Source organism: Mycoplasma sp. (ex Biomphalaria glabrata) (genome assembly GCF_001484045.1).
GTDB lineage: Bacteria > Bacillota_I > Bacilli_A > Mycoplasmatales.
The window spans coordinates 35,972-58,681 of sequence record NZ_CP013128.1 but is presented as its reverse complement, the minus strand read 5'-3'; the positions used below and the strand labels follow the sequence as shown (position 1 = coordinate 58,681).

General features: G+C 28.1%; 15 protein-coding genes. All 15 read left to right on the top strand.

Annotated elements, in window-relative coordinates:
- Positions 1-73: 73 nt before the first annotated feature.
- The gene (locus ASO20_RS00230) at positions 74-1,771 is read left to right on the top strand and encodes a hypothetical protein (RefSeq protein ID WP_085055915.1); all 1,698 of its coding nucleotides are present in this window, start codon (positions 74-76) and stop codon (positions 1,769-1,771) included.
- Positions 1,772-1,853: 82 nt separating this feature from the next.
- Positions 1,854-4,106 carry a hypothetical protein gene (locus tag ASO20_RS00225; protein ID WP_085055914.1) on the top strand — a complete coding sequence of 751 codons (2,253 nt, stop codon included), beginning with the start codon at positions 1,854-1,856 and terminating at the stop codon, positions 4,104-4,106.
- Positions 4,107-4,202: 96 nt separating this feature from the next.
- Positions 4,203-5,264 (top strand): hypothetical protein, encoded by a 1,062-nt coding sequence (locus ASO20_RS00220; protein WP_085055913.1) that lies wholly within the window; start codon positions 4,203-4,205, stop codon positions 5,262-5,264.
- Between the two features lie 227 nt (positions 5,265-5,491).
- Positions 5,492-5,728 (top strand): hypothetical protein, encoded by a 237-nt coding sequence (locus ASO20_RS03075; RefSeq protein WP_198140234.1) that lies wholly within the window; start codon positions 5,492-5,494, stop codon positions 5,726-5,728.
- Positions 5,729-6,085: 357 nt separating this feature from the next.
- Positions 6,086-9,499 (top strand): hypothetical protein, encoded by a 3,414-nt coding sequence (locus ASO20_RS00215; RefSeq protein WP_085055912.1) that lies wholly within the window; start codon positions 6,086-6,088, stop codon positions 9,497-9,499.
- A 697-nt stretch (positions 9,500-10,196) separates the two neighbouring features.
- Positions 10,197-13,607 (top strand): hypothetical protein, encoded by a 3,411-nt coding sequence (locus ASO20_RS00210; RefSeq protein WP_085055911.1) that lies wholly within the window; start codon positions 10,197-10,199, stop codon positions 13,605-13,607.
- Positions 13,608-13,752: 145 nt separating this feature from the next.
- A complete protein-coding gene (gene hrcA / locus ASO20_RS00205; protein WP_085055910.1) occupies positions 13,753-14,796 on the top strand; it encodes a heat-inducible transcriptional repressor HrcA in 1,044 nt (347 codons plus the stop codon).
- Between the two features lie 11 nt (positions 14,797-14,807).
- Positions 14,808-15,458 (top strand): nucleotide exchange factor GrpE, encoded by a 651-nt coding sequence (gene grpE, locus ASO20_RS00200; RefSeq protein ID WP_085055909.1) that lies wholly within the window; start codon positions 14,808-14,810, stop codon positions 15,456-15,458.
- A 92-nt stretch (positions 15,459-15,550) separates the two neighbouring features.
- A complete protein-coding gene (gene dnaK / locus ASO20_RS00195) occupies positions 15,551-17,347 on the top strand; it encodes a molecular chaperone DnaK (RefSeq protein WP_085055908.1) in 1,797 nt (598 codons plus the stop codon).
- A gap of 52 nt (positions 17,348-17,399) precedes the next feature.
- On the top strand, positions 17,400-18,554 hold the full coding sequence (dnaJ, locus tag ASO20_RS00190) for a molecular chaperone DnaJ (protein WP_085055907.1): 1,155 nt from the start codon (positions 17,400-17,402) through the stop codon (positions 18,552-18,554).
- A 19-nt stretch (positions 18,555-18,573) separates the two neighbouring features.
- Positions 18,574-19,338: a nucleotidyltransferase domain-containing protein gene (locus ASO20_RS00185; protein ID WP_085055906.1), complete on the top strand. Its 765-nt coding sequence runs from the start codon at positions 18,574-18,576 to the stop codon at positions 19,336-19,338.
- Positions 19,339-19,483: 145 nt separating this feature from the next.
- Positions 19,484-19,954 (top strand): SMODS-associated NUDIX domain-containing protein, encoded by a 471-nt coding sequence (locus ASO20_RS00180; RefSeq protein WP_085055905.1) that lies wholly within the window; start codon positions 19,484-19,486, stop codon positions 19,952-19,954.
- 98 nt (positions 19,955-20,052) lie between these two features.
- Positions 20,053-20,580 carry a GmrSD restriction endonuclease domain-containing protein gene (locus tag ASO20_RS00175; protein WP_085055904.1) on the top strand — a complete coding sequence of 176 codons (528 nt, stop codon included), beginning with the start codon at positions 20,053-20,055 and terminating at the stop codon, positions 20,578-20,580.
- Positions 20,581-20,932: 352 nt separating this feature from the next.
- The gene (locus tag ASO20_RS00170) at positions 20,933-21,313 is read left to right on the top strand and encodes a hypothetical protein (protein WP_085055903.1); all 381 of its coding nucleotides are present in this window, start codon (positions 20,933-20,935) and stop codon (positions 21,311-21,313) included.
- A gap of 4 nt (positions 21,314-21,317) precedes the next feature.
- The gene (locus ASO20_RS00165) at positions 21,318-22,700 is read left to right on the top strand and encodes an NCS2 family permease (protein WP_085055902.1); all 1,383 of its coding nucleotides are present in this window, start codon (positions 21,318-21,320) and stop codon (positions 22,698-22,700) included.
- The last annotated feature ends 10 nt before the right edge of the window (positions 22,701-22,710 follow it).

The window sequence follows — 22,710 nt, the reverse complement described above, 5'->3', positions numbered from 1 at the left end:
AAATAACTTTTCTTTCAAAATAAAAAAAATAACGCACGATGCGTTATTTTTTTATAGGAATTATAATTAAAGTATGCAATTAAATAGTCAGACACTTAAAAAAATATCATTAATTTTATTAATTATTACATCATTATTTTTTATTGGTGACATAAGAAAATCAAGTAGTTTTAACAATAACAACTTTAATAATCTTAAAAATACAAAACTTGGAGACATTCCCTCTCAAAATTTAGTCTATTATTTCAATGAATATCTTCAATCAATTTTATTATTATTTTCTTATTCGGAAAAATCTGACGAAACAGATAATAAATTAAATTTTTGAGCAAACGATACTACAGTAGGAGAATCATACAACAACTTGTTAAGTTTCGAAAATGATAACTTAACAACAATCTATTATGATTATTTTTTAAGTAACATTTGAACTAACGTTTTAGAAGATAATGTTAAAAATATTTTTCATAATTTCATAAAATTTTCACCAGACCCAGATGGTGGAAAAGTTGCAAGCTTGCCATTTGATATTAACGGATTAAATAATGTTTTCCCAAATTACATTGATTTTAAAATTACAGATAATGTAAAAGAAAATACATTAAGTGATTTTTTTAATTCATTTAATTCCTCATTTTTCAATTTTTACATAAAAAATTCAATTGCAACTTCTACTTTAAAACAAAGTGTGTATCAATTAGTGACTAAAAATGCTATTAACAAATTAGATGAAAATTCCTGATGAAACAATATTAATAATGATTTATTGCCATCGATAGAAACTATTTTACTAAATAATAAACCAGATTCTATTTTCAATTCTTTAATTTGTTCTGATATGTTTAATAATAGTATTACAGTTTCAACTGATCAATTTCGCATTGAAAATTTAAATATCATTCACAATCTAAACAATATCTGATTATCCTTAGAACAATTTATTATGTCTGGCGGAATTGATCAAAATAGCAATTTATTATCGATGTATTTAATTGGAATAAATAACGAAAATGAACCAAATCAGGTTAGTTTTTGAACAGAAAATAATTTAAATAATTTTATTGGCGATCCAATCAATAATTCTCAGTTTTGAGATGTTGATTTAAAAGGAAAAGATACTGATTTTAATAGTTTTGTAAATTGAATTTTTAATAAATTACAAAATAAAATTCAAACTGAATTTTTAATAAGTTTTATTAAAATTAATCCTTTTTACAATTTATCAGATAATATAAATTCATTAATCCAACAAATTCAAAACACATTAAACAATAATTTGTCACCAATCTATAATCAAATTATACACAGCCTTGAAAAAGTAGACACATCGTTTAAATTGAATCAAGATTTAATTAATAGTATAAATTTATATAACACAATGTTAATTAATGATATTCAAAGTTATGAAAGGTCATTAATTTTAACAATTAATGATATTTATGAAGAAAAAACGAATAGAGAAGAGATTGATAAAAATGCTAGATTAATAAATAAGTTTATTGATGATTTTCAAAATGGTTTATTAAAAAATACTAATCGATTTTACCCGAATCAAGATTTATTAGTAAATACCCAATTCATTAATAATTTTGCAGATGATTACAATAATTTTTTAACAACACTTAGTGGAATATTTGATTCAAATAATGTTATTAATAATAACAACTTGTTATGAGTTCTGTGAATTTTCATCGGAATGATCGGTATTTGTTCTATAACTTATGTGGTTTTCTTTATGTATAAAAAAAATCAGCCCAATAAAAGTAAATAATTTTTTATTATATATATTCTATGTCTTAAATTAAAATTTTAACAAAATTTAGACTTATAATTATAACACATAAAGGAAAAATATGAATAAAAAATTCAAATTGCTGGCACTTTTAGCAACTTCAACAACAGTTACACTTGTGCCAATTTCAAGCTTTATGAACCGGAACACTAATGAACAACAAATTAGTAAAAACCATTCACAGCAAACACAAACCACATCACAATCTTTTAACTCAACTACTCAGTGAGTAGATTATGCATTAAAATCTATAAAAGAATCTAATGTTAATGAATCACCATTTTTAAATCAATTCGAATCTTTTCTTAAAAATAAATTATATTTTGTCGATTTAACTTCGGCATATGAAAATCAGGCAACTCTGTCTGAAAAAAATGCTATTGAAAAGATATCTTTATGAATCGGAAAAAGTTCTGATTATACATTTAGTCCGATGACTAATGAACAGTTGGTGGCTGCAGCAACTGCTAATTTTCCAGATAACGTAAACCCAGACGAATTAGACACAGCTATTAAAGATTTTGTATCCATTCAATCAATTGCTGCAAAAACATTGATTGATTCGACTTATTCAAAATGAATTCAAACAATGGAGGGAACAGAAGGCGGTCATCAATGAGGTTGATATAACCAAAATAACCTATCAAACATGTTTCCAGCATACGTAATTGATTCAAAAAACGGATTAACGTTTGATAACGGAGATGATAACATTGCAAACCCTGGGGTAGGGTTGCAAAATTTATTAGCAAGATTTCATGATAGTTTAGAAGCTGGTAATCCAGAACGTTTGATTGAGCCATACTTAAATCCTGTTTCAGGAAGTGCAATTGAAACGACTTTTCATGAATATCAAACATGAGGTAAAAATCAATTTAGTTATTATGTTCAAAAAATTATTAATCAATATAATAGTTTTTATTATGGTTTTGATGACCAAAATTCACAAAATCAACAATATTGAAACTATTATTTAGAGGATGCTTTTTTAAATCCCCTTACTTCGGTTGACCAAGTTATTAGTAAATGAATAAATGTAATGAAGGATCCTTCATGAAATGCTTCAACTGTTATAAACTTTTTATTTTCAACAGATGTTTGAGCAGATTTATCTGTTGATTCGGTAGGTGGTAAGGATGCAACCATTGAACAATACGAATTTGTAGCAACATCGGATTTTAAGAATTATACATTGATTAATACAAACTCTTTTGAGCTAGCAACAAATACTATATATAATCAATTTCTAGATAGCAATTATTTTGGGTATGCCGATCCAAACGGTGTATTTAATGTTAGTCAATATTTTTCTGGAACACCAGCGCAAATTGTTACAATACAAGAATTTAAAAATTCTTTTAAACACAAAATAGAAACATTTTTCAAATTGACCGAATATTTTATATGAATACCTGATGGTTCTTATTATAAACCAACCGAAAATCAAAAATTTTTGAATTACGTTTCCTATCAACAATCATCTCTAGAACAAGATTTTCAGTCAATTATCGATTTAGTTTCACCATCATATTACGGATATGCAAGTTTAGTTAACAATAGATTGACAACTTATATTTTTCAAAGTTTAGAAGTTGGAAAACAAATGAGTGCAGCTGATTTAGCAAAATATTTTATTTTAAATCATCCAGCGACTTCAGATGAATATCTAGGTGTTTGAGCAACAAAATCAATGATTGATTCACTAAAAAGTAATCCAGAATTAGGTTTAAATGATTGAGTAAATGATCAAAAAACTCAATTAAATAATGACTTACAAAAAATTGTAGATCAAATTAAAGACAATTATTTTGGTTGAGTAACTACAACAAATTTTACTGGATTATTTGTGACAAATCTTGACAAATTATTGGTGAATTTTCCAGTGAACACAGAATTATCTGTTGAAGCTATTACTGCAACAATTACCACGGAATCTTTACCAACTGGACTAACTGGTTTAAATGAAATAAATGGATTTCTTAAATCAATAACTTCAGATGATATAAATACTTTTAAAAATAATGAATCAGAGTATCTACGTCAAGAAATTTCAAGAATTGTTCCTCTTGTTGAAAATACATACTTTGGTTATCCAGCATCTCCTGAATTTGGTGCAAATGTCATTTATCGAACAATTTTGTATACACACACGGTAGGTACACCACTAAATGAACAAATGGTTGTTGATGCATTTAAACAAGGTTTAACTGTTAGTGCTGAAGGTTTTCCGAAATTATATTTAGTTCGTCAATTTTTAGGAAATATAACTATTCAAAGTACAGATTTTCAAGCATTCATGCAAGCATTCCAATAATTGTTGTAAAGTGATCAATTACTTGTTTTCTTTGATATTGAACCATATTTTTATGGTTTTGAAAGATTAGCAAATAATCCAGTTAGTGATTTTGTATTGCTAGGTTATACTGATGGAACTCCGTTGGACCCTGTTGTATTAGCAAATTATTTAATGGATAACTTCCCGGCACCATCAACATTTCTACCAGGGGAATGATATTTAAATGATTTATTAACAAGATTAATTACAGATAAAACTGCAATCAATGTATTTTTAACAGATCAAAGTAATTCATTACAAAAAGCATGAAACCCAATTTATGATGAAATGGTAAATAATTACTACGGTTATACAACTGAAATGGATTCTTTAGTTAGCAGAACATTATTGATTATCCAAAAGGATGGAACTCCACTGGATTCAGTAGCATTATTAAAATTATTCAAACAAAACGTTATTGATATGCACGGAACTCAAGACTTCCCATCCCCATACGGTGTTAAAGTTTGATTAGAAACTTTAGTAAATGAAAATAAAATTTCGGGTGAATTTGGAGATGAACAAAGAACAGCATTAAGTTATAATATTGAACAAGCTGTTAGAGAATACAACAATGCTTATTGAGGTTACGATAATGACACTACTTTACCAAACTACTTTATTGAATACTTTTTAGGTAGTGATCACAAAACTCCATTAACAAATGCTCAAATTGAATCAAATATTCTTGATGCTGCTAAGGGATGAGGATTTTATAAAATTTATGATTTCTTTAATAGTGGAATTTCGGGAGGAGTATTTTATGATTTGTCCACATTCTCGGAATCTCAAAAAGCTACTGCCAGAGTTGATTTATCAAAAATTTTTAAATTATTAGTTCAATTTTATTATGATAAAAATTTTGATTATACACAAACCCCAAGCCCATTTACGGGGGCAAATCACATTTGAACTTTCTTTAACACTAAAAATGGTTCAACTATAGGTTTACCAACGGATGTTGATTCAATGTACAACCTTTTTAAAGCACAAGTTACTCAAACAGATTTAATCAATGAAACTACTCACTATTCAGTGGTTGCTAAATACTTAAAAAGTCTATATCGTTTTAACATTCTAGGAATATTATCAGTTTCTGGTGAATTACGAAACTGAAAAAAATGAGAAGGACAATAGTGACTTCTTATTCTTTCACTAAATAAATAAAAATAACGCCCATTGGCGTTATTTTTATAAAGGCAAAGATACTGATTTAATAGTTTTGTAAATTGAATTTTTAATAAATTACAAAATAAAATTCAAACTGAATTTTTAATAAGTTTATTAAAATTAATCCTTTTTACGATTTATCAAATAATATAAATTCATTAATCCAACAAATTCAAAACACATTAAGCAATAACTTGTCACCAATTTATAATCAAATTATATACAGCCTTGAAAAAGTAGACACATCGTTTAAATTGAATCAAGATTTAATTAATAGTATAAATTTATATAACACAATGTTAATTAATGATATTCAAAGTTATGAAAGTTTGTTAATTTTAACAATTAATAATATTTATGAAGAAAAAGCAAATAGAGAAGAGATTGATAAAAATGCCAGATTAATAAATAAGTTTATTGATGATTTTTAAAATGGTTTATTAAAAAATACTAATCGATTTTACTCGAATTATGATTTATTAGTAAATACCCAATTCATTAATAATTTCGCAGATGATTACAATAATTTTTTAACGACACTTAGCGCAATATTTGCTTCAAATAATGTTATTAATAATAACAACTTGTTATGAATTCTGTGAATTTTCATTGGAATGATCGATATTTGTTCTATAACCTATGTGATTTTTTTTTATACATAAAGAAAATCAACCTAATAAAAGTAAATAATTTTTTATTATATATATTTTCTATGTCTCAAATTTAAATTTTATTAAAATTTAAATTTAAAATTATAACATATAAAAGAAAAAATACAAAGGAAAAATATGAATAAAAAATTCAAATTATTGACACTTTTAGCAACTTTAACAACAGTTACACTTGTGCCAATTTCAAAATTTATGAACTGGAATACTAATGAACAACAAATTAGTAAAAACCATTCACAGCAAACACAAACCACATCACAAACTTTTAACTCAACTACTCAGTGAACAGATTATGCATCAAAATCTATAAAAGAATTTAATGCTAACGAATCACCATTTTTAAGTCAATTCGAATTTTTTCTTAAAAATGAATTATATTTTGTTGATTTAACTTCGGTATATGAAAATCAAGCAACCCCATCTGAAAAAGATGCTATTGAAAAGATATCTTTATGAATCGGAAAAAGTTCCGATTACACATTTAGTCCAATGACTAATGAACAGTTGGTGGCTGCAGCAACCGCTAATTTTCCAGATAGCGTAAATCTAGACGAATTAGACACAGCTATTAAAGATTTTGTATCCATTCAATCAATTGCTGCAAAAACATTGATCGATTCGACTTATTCAAAATGAATTCAAACAATGGAGGGGACAGAAGACGGTCATCAATGAGGTTGATATAACCAAGATAACTTATCAAACATGTTTCCAGCATTCGTAATTGATTCAAAAAACGGATTAACGTTTGATAACAAAGATGATAACATTGCAAACCCTGGGTTAGGGTTGCAAAATTTATTAGCAAGATTTCATGATAGTTTAGAAGCTGGTAATCCAGAACGTTTGACTGAACCATACTTAAATCCTGTTTCAGGAAGTGCAATTGAAACGACTTTTCATGAATATCAAACATGAGGCAAAAATCAATTTAGTTATTATGTTCAAAAAATTATTAATCAATATAATAGTTTTTATTATGGTTTTGATGACCAAAATTCACAAAATCAACAATATTGAAATTATTATTTAGAGGATGGTTTTTTAAATCCCCTTACTTCGGTTGACCAAGTTATTAGTAAATGAATAAATGTAATGAAGGATCCTTCATGAAATGCTTCAACTGCTATAAACTTTCTATTTTCAACTGATGTTTGAGCAGATTTATCTGTTGATTCGGTGGGCGGTAAGGATGCAACCATTGAACAATACGAATTTGTAGCAACAGCGGATTTTAATAATTACACATTGATTAATACAAACTCTTTTGAGTTAGCAACAAATACTATATATAATCAATTTCTAGAAAACAATTATTTTGGGTATGCCGATCCAAATGGTTCATTTAATGTTAGTCAATATTTTTCTGGCACACCACTGCAAATTGTTACAATACAAGAATTTAAAAATTCTTTTAAACACAAAATGGAAACATTTTTCAAATTGACCAAATATTTTATATGAATACCTGATGGTTCTTATTATAAACCAATCGAAAATCAAAAATTTTTGAATTATGTTTCCTATCAACAATCATCTCTAGAACAAGATTTTCAGTCAATTATTGATTTAGTTTCACCATCATATTACGGATATGCAACTTTAGTTAACAATAGATTGACAACTTATATTTTTCAAAGTTTAGAACTTGGAAAACAAATGAGTGCAGCTGATTTAGCAAAATATTTTATTTTAAATCATCCATTGCCTTCAGATGAATATCTAGGTGTTTGAGCAACAAAATCAATGATTGATTCACTAAAAAGTAATCCAGAATTAGGTTTAAATGATTGAGTAAATGATCAAAAAACTCAATTAAATAATGACTTACAAAAAATTATAGATCAAATTAAAGACAATTATTTTGGTTGAGTAACTACAACAAGTGGTTTTGGATTATTTGTGTCAAATGTTGACAAATTATTGGTGAATTTTCCAGTGAACACAGAATTATCCCCTGAAGCTATTGCCGCAACAATTACCATGGAATCTTTACCAACAGGGTTAACTGGTTTAAATGAAATAAATGGATTTCTTAAATCAATCAGTTTAGATGATATAAATACTTTTAAAAATAATGAATCAGAGTATTTACGTCAAGAAATTTCAAGAATTGTTAGTTTTGTTGCAAATTACGAATACTATGGTTATTCAGCATCTCCTGAATTTGGTGCAAATGCCATTTATCAAACAATTTTGTATACACACACGGTAGGTACACCACTAAATGAACAAACGGTTGTTGATGCGTTTAAACAAGGTTTAACTGTTAGTGCTGAAGGTTTCCCAAAACCATATTTAGTTCGTCAATTTTTAGGAAATATAACGGTTCAAAGTACAGATTTTCAAGCATTTATTCATGATCAAAGAAAACAAGTAATTGATCACTTTACAACAATTATTGGAATGATTGAACCATATTACTACGGTTTTGAAAGATTAGCAAACAATCCAGTTAGTGATTTTGTATTGCTAGGTTATACTGATGGAACTCCGTTGGACCCTGTTGTATTAGCAAATTATTTAATGGATAACTTCCCAAAACCATCAACATTTCTACCAGGGGAATGATATTTATATGATTTATTAACAACATTAATTACAGATAAAACTGCAATCAATGTATTTTTAACAGATCAAAGTAATTCATTACAAAATGCATGAAACCCAATTTATGATGAAATGGTAAATAATTACTACGGTTATACAACTAAAACGGATTCTTTAGTTAGCAGAACATTATTGATTATTCAAAATATCGGGACTCCGCTAGATTCAGTAGCATTATTAAAATCATTCAAACAAAATGTTATTGATATGCACGGAACTCAAGACTTCCCATTCTCATACGGCGTTAAAGTTTGATTAGAAACTTTAGTAAATGAAAATAAAATTTCGGGTGAATTTGGAGATGAACAAAGAACAGCGTTAAGTTATAATATTGAACAAGCTGTTAGAGAATACAATAATGCTTATTGAGGTTACAATAACGACACTACTTTACCAAACTACTTTATTGAATACTTTTTAGATAGTGATCACAAAACTCCATTAACAAATGCTCAAATTGAATCAAATATTCTTGATGCTGCTAAGGGATGAGGATTTTATAAAATTTATGATTTCTTTAATAGCGGAATTTCAGGAGGAGTATTTTATGATTTGTCCACATTCTCCGAATCTCAAGAAGTTAATACCAAAGATGATTTATCAGAAATTTTTAAATTATTAGTTCAATTTTATTATGATAAAAATTTTGATTATACACAAACCCCAAGCCCATTTAAGGGTGCAAATCACATTTGAACTTTCTTTAACACTAAAAATGGTTCAACTATAGGTTTACCAACGGATGTTGATTCAATGTACAACCTTTTTAAAGCACAAGTTGCTCAAACAGATTTAATCAACGAAACTACTCACTATTCAGTGGTTGCTAAATACTTAAAAAGTCTATATCATGTTAACATTCTAGGGATATTAACAGTTTCTGGTGAATTACGAAACTGAAAAAAATGAGAAGCACAATAGTAACTTCTTATTCTTTCTACTAAATAAATAAAAATAACGCTCATCGGCGTTATTTTTTTATAGGAATTATATAAAGTATGCAATTAAATAGTCAGTTACTTAAAAAAATATCATTAATTTTATTGAATATTAGAACATTATTTTTTATTAGTGATATAGGAAAATCAAGTTAGGTTTTGAACAAAAAATAATTTAAACAATTTTATCAGTGATCCAATTAATAAATTCTTAGTTTTGGGACGTTGATTTAAAAGGTAAATAACGATATTTATGAAGAAATAGCAAATAGAGAAGAGATTGATAAAAATGCTAGATTAATAAATAAGTTTATTGATGATTTTCAAAATGGTTTATTAAAAAATACTAATCGATTTTACCCGAATCAAGATTTATTAGTAAATACCCAATTCATTAATAATTTTACAGATGATTACAATAATTTTTTAATAACACTTAGCGCAATATTTGCTTCAAATAATGTTATTAATAATAACAACTTGTTATGAGTTCTGTGAATTTTCATCGGAATGATTGGTATTTGTTCTATAACTTGTGTAATTTTTTTTATGTATAAAAAAATCAACCCAATAAAAGTAAATAATTTTTATTATATATATTTTCTATGTCTTAAATTAAAATTTTAACAAAATTTAGATTTATAATAATAACATATATAGAAGAAATACAAAGGAAAAATATGAATAAAAAATTCAAATTATTGGCACTTTTAGCAACTTTAACAACAGTTACACTTGTGCCAATTTCAAGCTTTATGAACCGAAACACTAATGAACAACAAATTAGTAAAAACCATTCACAGCAAACACAAACCACATCACAAACTTTTAACTCAACTACTCAGCAAGTAGATTATGCATCAAAATCTATAAAAGAATTTAATGCTAACGTATCACCATTTTTAAATCAATTCGAATTTTTTCTTAAAAATGGATTATATTTTGTCGATTTAACTTCGGCATATGAAAATCAAGCAACCCCATCTGAAAAAGATGCTATTGATAAGATATCTTTATGAATCGGAAAAAGTTCCGATTATAGATTTAGTCCGATGACTAATGAACAGTTGGTGGCTGCAGCAACCGCTAATTTCCCAGAAGACTTAAACCCAGACGAATTAGCAACAGTTATTGATAATTTTGCATCCATTCAATCAATTGCTGCAAAAACATTGATTGATTTAACTTATTCAAAATGAATTCAAACAATGGAGGGGACAGAAGACGGTCATCAATGAGGTTGATATAACCAAAATAACTTATCAAACATGTTTCCAGCATACGTAATTGATTCAAAAAACGGATTAACGTTTGATAACAAAGATGATAACATTGCAAACCCTGGGGTAGGGTTGCAAAATTTATTAGCAAAATTTCATGATAGTTTAGAAGCTGGTAATCCAGAACGTTTGACTGAACCATACTTAAATCCTGTTTCAGGAAGTGCAATTGAAACGGCTTTTCATGAATATCAAACATGAGGTAAAAATCAATTTAGTTATTATGTTCAAAAAATTATTAATCAATATAATAGTTTTTATTATGGTTTTGTTGACCTAAATTCACAAAATCAACAATATTGAAACTATTATTTAGATGATGCTACATTAAATCCTCTTACTTCAGTTGACGAAGTTATTAGTAAATGAATAAATGTAATGAAGGATCCTTCATGAAATGCTTCAACTGTTATAAACTTTTTATTTTCAACTGATGTTTGAGCAGGTTTATCTGTTGATTCGGTGGGTGGCAAGGATGCAACCATTGAACAATACGAATTTGTAGCAACAGCAGATTTTAATAATTTTACATTGATTAATACAAACTCTTTTAAGTTAGCAACAAATACTCTATATAATCAATTTCTAGAAAACAATTATTTTGGGTATGCTGATCCAAATGGTGTATTTAATGTTAGTCAATATTTTTCTGGAACACCAACCCAAATTGTTACAATGCAGGAATTTAAAGATTCTTTTATTCACACAGCAGCAACATATATTGAATTGAGTAAATATTTTATATGAACGTCTGAAGGTTCTTATTATAGACCAGCCGAAAATCAAAACTTTTTGAATTATGTTTTCTATCAACAATCATCTCTAGAACAAGATTTTCAGTCAATTATTGATTTAGTTTCACCATCATATTACGGATATGCAAGTTTAGCTAACAATAGATTGACAACTTATATTTTTCAAAATTTAGAAGTTGAAAAACAAATGAGTGCAGCTGATTTAGCAGATTATTTTATTTTAAATCATCCAGCGACTTCAGATGAATATCTAGGTGTTTGAGCAACAAAATCAATGATCGATTCACTAAAAAGTAATCCAGAATTAGGTTTAAATGATTGAGTAAATGATCAAAAAACTCAATTAAATAATGACTTACAAAAAATTATAGATAAAATTAAAGACAATTATTTTGGTTGAGTAACTACAACAAGTGGTTTTGGATTACTTGTGTCGAATGTTGACAAATTATTGGTGAATTTTCCAGTGAACACAGAGTTATCCCCTGAAGCTATTGCTGCAACAATTACCATGGAATCTTTACCAACTGGACTAACTGGTTTATATGAAATAAAAGGATTTCTTAAATTAATCACTTCAGATGATATAAATACTTTTAAAAATAATGAATCAAAGTATCTAAGTCAAGAAATTTCAAGAATTGTTCCTCTTTTTGAAAATACATACTATGGTTATTCAGCATCTCCTGAATTTGGTGCAAATGCCATCTATCAAGTAATTTTTTATACACACCGAACAAATACACCACCAAACGAGCAAATGATTGTTGATGCATTTAAACAAGGTTTATCTGTTAGTGCTGAAGGTTTCCCAAAACCATATTTAGTTCGTCAATTCTTAGGAAATATAACTATTGAAAATACAGATTTTCAAGCATTCGTTCAAGATCAAAGAAAACAAGTAATTGATCACTTTACAACAATTATTGGAATGATTGAACCATATTACTATGGTTTTGAAAGATTAGCAAATAATTCAGTTAGTGATTATGTATTGCTAGGTTATACTGATGGAACTCCGTTGGACCCTGTTGTATTGGCAAATTATTTAATGGATAACTTCCCAAGTACACCAACAATAGATCTACCAGGGAAATGATATTTAAATGGTTTCTTAACAACATTAATTACAGATAAAACTGCAATCAATGAATTTTTAACAGATCAAAGTAATTCATTACAAAAAGCATGAAACCCAATTTATGATGAAATGGTAAATAATTACTACGGTTATACAACTGAAATGGATTCTTTAGTTAGCAGAACATTATTGATTATTCAAAATGATGGAACTCCGCTAGATTCCGTAGCGTTATTAAAATTATTCAAACAAAACGTTATTGACATGCACGGAACTCAAGACTTCCCATTCTCATACGGCGTTAAAGTTTGATTAGAAACTTTAGTAAATGAAAATAAAATTTCGGGTGAATTTAAAGACGAACAAAGAACAGCATTAAGTTATGATATTGAACATGCTGTGAGAGAATACAACAATGCTTATTGAGGTTACAATAACGACACTACTTTACCAAACTACTTTATTGAATACTTTTTAGGTAGTGATCACAAAACTCCATTAACAAATGCTCAAATTGAATCAAATATTCTTGATGCTGCTAAAGGATGAGGATTTTATAAAATTTATGATTTCTTTAATAGCGGAATTTCAGGAGGAGTATTTTATGATTTATTCATATTCTCTGAATCTCAAGAAGTTATCGCCAAAGGTGATTTAAGAAATATTTTGGAATTATTAGTTCAATATTATAATGACAAAGATTTTAATTATACACAAACCCCAAGCCCATTTACGGGGGCAAATCACATTTGAACATTATTCATATGTAAAAATGGATCAACTTATGGTTTAGAAAGTAATGTTGATGGATTATATACATTATTTAAAGCACAAATTGCCCAAACGGATTTAATCAATAGAATTACTCACTATTCAGTGGTTGCTGAATACTTGAAAAGTCTATATGTTAACGATAAAGGGACATTATCAGCTGCTGGTGAATTACTAAACTGAAAAGAATGAGAAGGGCAATAGTAGTCACTTATTCTTTCTATTAAATAAATAAAAATAACGCCGATGGGCGTTATTTTTATTTAGATGAATATTTTTATAATATTTTTCAAAATTATGCTATTATATAAATTAGCAAACTCGTAGTGAGATTGCTAAAAGAGATAGTATGATTAATGAACGTCAACAACAAATTTTAAAAAACATTATTGAAGAATATTTACATACTGCAAATCCAATAAGCAGCAATGAATTATTAACAAAATATGAACTTGATTGTTCGAGCGCCACTATTCGTAATGACATGGTTATGCTAGAAGAAAAAGGCTTGATTGAAAAACATCATTTTGCTTCAGGGAGAATCCCGACAACGCAAGGGTATCGTTATTATTTCGAGAATTTAATGGAGAATAAAGAAGCTTCAGAAATTCAAAAAAAACTAGAAATTCTCTTTGAGGAAAGGGTATTATCAATCGATGAAGTAATTAAGGAATCTTGTAAAATTATTAGTGAATTAACTTCTGTTGCAGCAATTGTTTCTCAAAAAACTAATAATCACAAGTTAAAGAAAATTGAAATAATTCCTTTAACTTCTCACACTGCATTAGCCTTGCTAATAACCACGAATGGAAGTGTTCAAGATAAAGTTTTTAATATTCCTAAAAAAATCGATATCGATGATTTAAAAAAATGTGTTGATTATTTAAATGAACGTTTAAATGAAATTAATTTAGAAAAATTATCAATTAATATCGATATGATCGGGAAAATTGTTTCTAAAAATGTTCAAGATTATGAACGATTGCTTCAAAACATTATAAAACAATTAATTATTGGAGATACAACTTCACGGAGTGTTGTTGGTGTAAATAAATTTTTAAGTAATCCTGAATTTAATGACCCAGAAAAAATTAAAAAAATATTGCAACTTTTTGAAGAAAATTCGATTTGAGACCATTTAGATCACAAGACAGGAAAGACAAACATAATAAATAGTTCTCAAACACATGAACCACAAGTTATTTTTGGCGAGGATGTTGGAACTAATTATCGTGATTTAGCTATCGTGTCAACATCTTATGACCATATTAATGCTAGTGGTTCAAAACAAATATCACTAGTTGGCCCGAAACGAATGGATTACATGAAAATTAATAGTTTATTAAAATGGTTGGCGATTCGTTTAGAAGAATATAACGTAGATAAAAAATAAAGGAGTATAGCGTGACTAACGAAAATTTAAATAATGAAGAAATTATTGAAAAAAACGAAGATATTGAAATAGAAGCTTCTCCAAAAGAAGCAAAAAAATTTAAAAAACAAATTTTAGAATTAGAAACTGAAATTGATAAAAAAGATAGAGAAATTAAAAAATTAAAGGAAAAAGCTAATGAATTAGAAATTTCTGTGAATTCCTGAATGTCAAAAGCAAAAACAAATGAGCGTAAAGCAAAAGATTACGATTCACATGTTGAAATTATGCAGGAAACAAAAAATCATCTTCAACGTCAATTAAAATCATCAGATGAAAATGTTCAAAAAAGATTAGAAAAATTAGTGAATGATTTTATTCAACCAATTGAATGATTAGAATCATCTCTAAATGCTAAAACTGATAATGAAGAAATTAATAAATGACGTCAAGGTTTTGTAATGATCCTTCAAAAACTAAAAGAAGGATTAGAAAACCAAAACGTTAAGGAAATTAATCCTAAACGCGGTGACGAATTTAATCATCATGAATGCGAAGCCGTTGAACATATTGAAACAAATGAAGTGAAGGATGGTAATGTTTATTCAGTTGCATCAAAAGGATATAAACTAAACGATAAAGTGATTAAATATGCCAAAGTAAAAATAGCAAAAAATATTTAGCAATTAGATATTGCAATTGCTAAAAAAAATGCTAATATAATATTTAGCAATTGATAAATTTGATTGCTAAATAAATAAAAGAGGGAGACAAAATGAATAAAGATAGTAAAAAAATTATTGGAATCGACTTAGGAACAACAAACTCATGTGTTGCTATTATGGATGGGAAAGAACCTAAAGTAATTATTAATTCAGAAGGTAATAGAACAACACCATCAGTTGTTGCTTTCAAAGGAACAGAAATTATTGTTGGTCAAGCTGCTAAAAATCAAGCAATGACTAACCTAAATACAATTAGTTCAATTAAACGTAAAATGGGAACAAACGAAAAAGTTAACGTAATGGGAAAAGATTACACACCAGAAGAAATATCAGCAATGGTTTTACAAAAAATGAAACAATCTGCTGAAGATTATTTAGGTGAAAAAGTAACTCGTGCCATTATCACGGTACCAGCTTACTTTAACGATGCACAACGTCAAGCAACAATTAATGCTGGAAAAATTGCTGGTTTAACTGTTGAACGTATTATTAATGAACCAACAGCTGCTGCTCTAGCTTACGGATTAGACAAACAAGATAAAGATATTAAAGTATTAGTATACGATCTAGGTGGTGGAACGTTTGATGTTTCAGTTCTAGAATTATCTGGTGGAACTTTTGAAGTTTTATCGACATCAGGAGATAACTTTTTAGGTGGAGACGATTTTGACCACGTTATTATGGATTGAATTATTAGTGAATTCAAAAAAGTTAACGGGATCGATTTAGCAAAAGATAAAGTTGCAAAACAAAGATTAAAAGAAGCTGCTGAAAAAGCGAAAAAAGATTTATCTAATTCATTAGAAGCAACTATTTCTCAACCATTTATTACAATGAGTGAATCAGGACCTTTACACATTGAAATGACAATTACAAGAACTCAATTTGATAGTATGACACGTCATTTAGTTCAAAAAACTTTAGAACCAATTAGAAAAGCTTTAAAAGATGCTCATTTAAAAGCATCAGATATTGATAAAGTTCTATTAGTTGGTGGTTCAACAAGAATTCCGGCTGTTCAAGAACTAGTAAAAAGAGAAGTTGGTCGCGAATTAGATAGAACTATCAACCCAGATGAAGTTGTAGCTATCGGAGCTGCTGTTCAAGGTGGAGTATTAACAGGTGATGTTAAAGATATTCTATTACTTGATGTAACGCCATTGAGTTTAGGTATTGAAACACTTGGAGGAGTTATGACAAAAATTATTGATCGTAACACAACAATTCCTGTTAATAAATCACAAGTTTTCTCAACAGCACAAGATAATCAACCAGCTGTAGACATCCATGTTTTACAAGGAGAAAGAGAATTTGCAACAGACAATAAAACATTAGGAAGATTTTCTTTAGAAGGAATTCGCCCAGCTAAACGTGGTACTCCACGTATTGAAGTTACTTTCTCAATTGACGTTAATGGAGTTGTTCATGTAAATGCTAAGGATTTAGATACACAAAAAGAACAACAAATTACTATTAAAAACAACGAAGGATTAAGTGAAGCTGATATTCAAAGAATGGTAAAAGAAGCTGAAGAAAACAAAGAAGCTGATAAACAAAAACGTAAAAACGTTGAAACTAAAAATCAAGCTCAATCAATTCTTTCAGAAATTGAAGCAAACCTAGCATCAGAGGAAGCAAATAAACTAACTCCTGAGCAAAAATCACAAGCTGAACAAATGCGTGATGAATTAAAAGGTGCTATCGAAAATGATGATTATCCAAAAATGGAAAAAATAATTAATGACTTTACTCAAGTAGCACAAGCCTTCCATCAAGCAAAAGCTAACCAGCAACATGGCCCATCACCAGAGGAAACAAACTCAAATGATGATCCATTAAAACAATAATTGTTTACTACAAAAAGAGGGCAACCTCTTTTTGTTATATAAGGAGTGAAAAATGAGACAAAAAAGAGATTATTATGAAGTCTTGGGTTTAAAAAAGGGTGCATCCGAACAAGAAATCAAAAAGGCATTTCGTGAATTAGCGAAAAAGTATCATCCCGACGTTAATAAAGAGGACCCAGATACGCAAAAGAAATTTCAAGAAATTTCTGAAGCTTATGCAACACTAAGCGATCCTAATAAAAAACAAGCTTACGACCAATTTGGTCATGCTGCAGAACAAGGTGGCGGCGGTGCTGGTGGTTTCGGCGGATTTGGTGGCGGTTTCGCTGGTGAAAATTCTTTTGAAGACATTTTAAATAATATTTTTGGTGGTTTTGGTGGCGGTTCAAGATCTGCTAACCCTAATGCTCCACAACGTGGAAACGACTTACTAATGCGCGTAAGTATTAATCTTCGTGATGTTGTATTCGGTACAGAAATTAAAAAAACACTAGAACAGCATGTAAGTTGTTCACACTGTCATGGTAGTGGTGCTGCTTCACCAGCTGATATTAGCGTCTGTCGAACATGTAACGGAAAAGGGATGGTTCGCCAACGCGTTCGAACAATGATGGGTTATACTGAAATGCAATCAGCCTGTCCTGATTGTCATGGTAAAGGAAAATTAATTTTAAAGAAATGTTCAGCGTGTCATGGCAAGGGAATTGTGGCACAAAAAGTAGAAAAAGTCATTAAAATCCCAAAAGGAATTTATCCAGGTCAACGTATCGAAGTAACTGGTTTTGGAGAACCTGGTATAAATGGTGGCCCAGCTGGAAGTTTATATGTTGAAGTTAATATTGAAAAAAATCAGATATTTGAACGTATCATTCGTAATGAAGAATGAACAAATGATTTAAAAATTATTTTACCAATTGATTATTCAGATGCTATTTTAGGGGCTGAATTATATGTTCCAACATATTATGGTGATGTTAAAATTAAAATTCCAGCTGGAACAGCACACGGAACATTATTGAAAGTAAAACAAAAAGGAATTCCTAACTTAAGAAGCAATACAACAATTGGAGATTTGATTGTGGAAATCCATGTTAACATTCCATCTCATTTAAATAAAGATGAGAAAGCATTTCTTTCAAACGTTCAAAAAGATCGTTCAGAAGATTTAAATAAGAGTTTTGCAAGGAGAGTTAAAACTTTTCTATAATTTGCAGGAGGGAAAAATAATGAATATTAATGAACAAAAAATAAGTGATGTATTAGATAAATTTGCATCAAAATTAAAAATTAGCGATGATATTTATGATGAAATTCGTAGCAGAAGAGATAAAATTATTGAATTTGTTAAAGAGTTTTCAAGACAACAAAATTTGAAAATCGTGGGAGAATTTAATTTAGGTAGTTATAAAATTAGAACAGGTGTTAAATATCATGATAATGATTTTGATATCGATTATGGTATCGTTTTAGAAGAAGGAACCGAACTTTCTGATGCAATAAGATTTAAGGAAAAATTAATTCCTTGAATAAGAGAAAAGTTGAATAACTACTATAAATTAAACGTTACTGTTAAAGATAAAAAACCTGTTGTTACTATAAAATTTATGAACAATTTAAATAAACCAAATTTTCATATAGATTTTGTTATTTATGTTAAACCTAAAATTAATTCGATTAGTTTTTATAAAAATGATGAATTACTTCATTTAAGGAGAACTTCTGATAATAATTCTTCCTATGAATTAAAAATCTCGGATCCAAAAGCAACTTTTAATAGACAATCAAAAGCATTGGATGAATCAAACGGAAAAAACAGCAAAAGAAATGCTATTTTAATTCTTAAACATTTGTTTTCACGTAATCATTTAAGAGGAATAACTTCAATTTATATAACAGATTTAGTAATCTCTCTAAGAGATGATGATACTTTCAATTTGATTAAAAAATTTTTATACGAATCGTCTTGACGATCTTCGTTTAATCTAAAATAATCTCCTGAATCTAATCTAATTAAAAATTATAATGATTTAAACACTTCAGCTAAAGAACTTTACATGATATTTAATAAATTTTCGCTTAAAGATGTTTTGGATGCATTGAATAGAAAATTAAATTATCAATTGAATGATATAATTAATGAATAAATTAATAATGAATATACTTTATGCAGTTTTAATCGGATTGGCAGCAAATTTTATTTTATTCTTTTTTGACAAATCATCTATTTGAATTCAAAGAAAATTTAAAAATAAAACGAATGGTTTTATTATCTATAATAACCCGAATGGTAAAACAAAAGTTTTCTTGAAAAATGAAAAAGAAGTTCGTGTCACTATTGGAGTAATTGCGAACATTAGAGATACCAATAATCGCTTGTTGGTAATTTATTCTAATAGAGATGGGCAATGAAAACCAGTAGGCGGAGCTATAAAATTAGATGATAACTTGAAATCAAAAATAAAAAAACTTTCATGTAATAATGCATATACTGAGGATGTTGATACAAAATATAAAGCAAAACCTCACGATTTTAGACTTATGATGCCGATGAAAAATAATCTTAAATTGTTAAAAATTTTATTCTCTTTAGAAGTAGATTACATGTAAGTAAAGGAACCGGACTATCTATAGGAAGTTTTTTCGATAACTTTATAAGCGACGACATTAAAGATTCATACAATAAATTATATGCAGGAATTAAAAATATGACGGAAAACTATATTTTTGGTTTTTCGCCTTTAAATGATTTTGCTCGAAAATTAAAAAGTAATAGTTTACCGCCAACTGCTGCTAAAAACATGATAAGAAAAATAGCACACTTGGAGGGTAAAAATTATGACTATAATTCTTTAGAACACATTATTCCGAGAGAAAATAGATTATGAAAAGATTTTTTTGAAAGTAAAAAAATTGAAGATGGAGATTCTTTTAATAAAAAATGGGAAGAAAATTTTGATAAATTAGGTAATCTTTTAATTATTGATAATGAAAGTAATATTAAAGCTTCAAATAAACTTTTTGAAGAAAAAATTACAATTTATCCTTCTTGTTATCTAGTTACCGGTAAAAAAGAAAATAATTACGAAGTATTAATGGATTTGCGTGAAAAAAATAATTTTTGTTTTGATGACGTTATAAAAAGAACAGAACAATTAGTAAAAATTTTAGTAACTGAAAATTATTACAAATTTGATTTTGAAGATGACGATCATGATTGTGAATCAAACGAATAATCTAGTTTTTTATATAATTAAACTAGATGAGAATATTTAAGAAAAAAAATATGGAATTCAAGAATCAACTATAATAATTGATTCTTGAACTGAAAAAGATGTAACCGATACTTTTGAAGATATTTTATTAGAACGTCAAAATGAATTAAAAGAGATATGTATAAGCGTTAGTGATGTTAAAAATACACTTGATAAATTATTTAAACGCTATGACTATGAACGTCAAAAAATAGTCATTGTCTGCACAAGCAAACGAATTAAAAAAATAATCATTGATTACTTAAATGTTTTATCAAAAAAGAGTTCTAATTTTAATGAAATAATTTACAAAGAATTTTTAAGATCATGTTTATTGACACACGAACAGTACGGAAAAATTAAAAATAAAATAAATAAAACAACAACAGCTGTTTTAATTGATAATGTAGATGAGTGAATTCCGACTGAAAAATATATTGTTGAAGATGCTAACCACATTGAATCATGCAAGATCATTAATTTAAATGTTAAAAACAGTAAAATCATTACTCAATTTATTAAAAAACATAATCTAAATCCGGAAGAATTTTATGTAGTATGTAAAAATAATCGAATACTTGAAAAAATAACTAAATTATTAGATACTCATTTTGATGTCACTGCAAAACAACGTATTATTTCGTTAATCGGATATCAAAATATTGATGATATTCCAATTAAAAAAGAAAAAGTCATCTTCTATATAAAGGGTTAAATATATGTTCCAAAGCATTTCTACGATTAAATACCTTCTAAAAAAAGATAGGAGGCAATTAAGATTTGAAATTATTGGCGGAATTACAACTTTTTTAAGTATGGTTTACATTGTTTTTGTAAATCCATCAATTTTATTGGGAGCATATCATCCCACAGATAATGAAGTCTCATCTGTTAAATTTGCATTATTTTTTGCAACAGTAGTTGTTTCATTCTTAGGAACACTTTTAATTGGTTTATTTGCTGATGTTCCAATCGGAATGGCACCAGGAATGGGTTTAAATGCTTTTTTTGCATTTACCCTAGTAGGTAAACTATTGGGAAATGTTCCAAATGCTTTAGATATTGCTTTATCTTCTAGTATCATTAGTGGAGTTTTGTTCACAGTAATTGGTATTACTCCTTTACGCAAAATTATTGTCGACGTTATCCCAAGAGATCTTAAATTATCAATTGGTGCTGGAATTGGTCTATTTATTGCTTACATCGGATTGCAACAAACAGGAATAATTACCCAAGATCCAACAACAGCTACAACTTTCGGAAATTTAAAAAAGTGAGGAGTAATATTATCATTAATTACGCTTCTTTTAGCTTTTGTCTTTTATGCATTGCGTTTACAATATGCATTTATTTTAGCGATGGCAATTTCAATTATAATCGGAGTTATTTTACATTATGCAGGGAATATTAAAGAAGAAGCTCTACCAAGTATCGAGACTCAAAATTTTGATTTTTCAAAAGTAGGGAAGACATTTTTAAATGGATGAACTCATATCCCTGATGTATTTACTCATTTCGCTGGATACGTTGCTGTATTTACATTTTTATTTGTAATGTTCTTTGATATGACTGGAACATTAGTTGGTTTAGCTGAACAAGGGAAGTTATATGATAAAAAAGGAAATATTAAAAACTTTCAAAGCATTACTTTAATTGAGGGTGTATCAACCGTTGTTGGGGCTTCTTTAGGAACAAGTAATGCTGCATGTTATGTTGAATCATCTTCTGGTATTTCACAAGGAGCAAAACATGGCGCTTCAGCAATTGTAACATCGGTATTATTTTTGCTAGTTTTGCCATTATTTCCGATTACTTCATTGTTTTCATCAGCCATCACCGACCCAATTTTAATTGTAGTAGGGGCTTTGATGTTTACTCAAGTATTGAAACTTGAGCATAAAGATTTTGTCACATATGTTGGTTCATTTTTAACAATCTTAATAATATTGCTAAGTTATTCTATATCAGCTGGTATTGCATTTGGATTTCTTTACTATATTGCCATCAAAACTTGTACGGGTAAATATAAAGAAATTCCAATTTCTTTATATTGTCTAGTCCCATTTTTTATTGCTTATTTTATTTTCTATACAATTGCCTAGACGAAAAAAA